This is a genomic window from Oleiphilus sp. HI0067 (assembly GCF_001635735.1).
This window is the reverse complement of record NZ_LWFI01001686.1, coordinates 1-1,693: the sequence shown is the minus strand read 5'-3', so window position 1 is coordinate 1,693 and position 1,693 is coordinate 1. Positions and strand designations below refer to the sequence as shown.

Annotated in this window: 1 protein-coding gene; it reads right to left on the bottom strand. The window is 44.3% G+C overall.

The genetic code is table 11. From position 1 onward, the window contains the following. Positions 1-37 precede the first annotated feature (37 nt). Positions 38-1,693: 2-oxoglutarate dehydrogenase E1 component (locus tag A3739_RS26965; RefSeq protein ID WP_156502887.1), on the bottom strand; the 1,656-nt coding region annotated here is incomplete at its 5' end.

The window sequence follows — 1,693 nt, the reverse complement described above, 5'->3', positions numbered from 1 at the left end:
CGCTTTGATTTCTATAGACATTTCCAATCCTTAAAATTTATTCGTTATCGAAAGCTTGTTTAACAAGGGCTGCCTGTTCCTCGACATGAACAGAGGTATAACCTGCTGCTGGTGAGGCTGAACCTTCACGCCCGGCATAACGCAAATAGACTTTTTCAGTGACTTCTTTTAGAGCTCCGCGCATTCGATGCTGAGTTGGATACCAAGCACCTTGGTTTTGTGGTTCTTCCTGACACCAAACGACATCTTTTAGCTTCGGATATTCGTTGAATACGGAAACTAAGTCGTCGTGAGGGAATGGATAGAGCTGCTCAATACGAACAATCGCTGTATCTGCGATCTCATTATTACGACGATAATCAAGTAAGTCGTAATAAACTTTACCGCTACACAAAATAACCGACGTCACTTTCCTAGGGTTAAGGTCTTCAACTTCTCCGATGACCGTCTGGAATGTTCCATTGCTCAAATCATCAAGCGTAGAAATCGCTTCCTTATGACGCAGTAAGCTTTTTGGAGTAATCGCGACCAAAGGCTTACGCAAAGGACGTTTAACCTGACGACGCAACATATGAAATACCTGCGCAGGCGTTGTTGGAACACATACTTGAATATTGTGCTGCGCACAAAGCTGCAAGTATCGCTCGAGACGAGCTGAACTGTGCTCCGGCCCTTGACCTTCATAGCCATGAGGTAGAAGCATGGTTAATCCACACAAACGTCCCCACTTCTGTTCACCACTTGTAATGAACTGATCGATCACTACCTGAGCACCATTCGCAAAGTCGCCAAATTGAGCTTCCCAAATCACTAGCGCATTTGGATTAGTTGTGGAATAGCCGTATTCAAAAGCAAGAACAGCTTCTTCTGATAGCAAAGAATCATATATCTCTAAACGAGGCTGATCTTCACTCAAATTTGCCAATGGAATATAAGCCGAACCATCTTTCTGATTATGAAGTACGGCGTGTCGGTGTGAAAACGTCCCTCGACCTACATCTTGACCCGTAATACGAATGTCATGTCCTTCATTTAACAATGTTGCATAAGCCATCGTTTCGCCGTATCCCCAGTTAAGAGGCAAGGCGCCTTGGTCCATCTTCTTACGATCTTCGATAATTTTTTGCACCTGACGCTGAATAGGAAGACCATCAGGTGTAGACTGCAATTTCTTTCCGAGCTTCTGTATTGTCTTAAGAGCAACACCCGTTTTCGCACGAGCGGTCCACTCGTGCCCCAAATAAGGCGCCCAATCAACATGCATCTTAGAGGTAGGCTCCAATACCAAACTGCGAGTTACATGCTCGCCGTTATCTAGTGCCGCTCTATAGTCATCCTCAAGTTTTTTGCTTTGCTCCGCAGTAATAAACCCAAGTTCGACAAGCTTGCTCGAATAAATGGTGCGAGTAGTTGGCAATTTTTTAATTATGTCATACATCAAAGGCTGAGTACCTGAAGGTTCGTCAGCTTCGTTATGACCACGACGGCGATAACAAACCAAGTCAATCACAACATCGCTTTTAAACTCATTGCGATAATCAAGCGCAACTTGAGTTGCGAACAATACTGCCTCTGGATCATCGCCGTTAACATGCAGTATTGGAGCATGAATCATCTTAGCAACGTCAGTACAGTATTCAGTTGATCGCGCATCGACACGTTTGTTAGTAGTAAAGCCAACCTGGTTATTGAT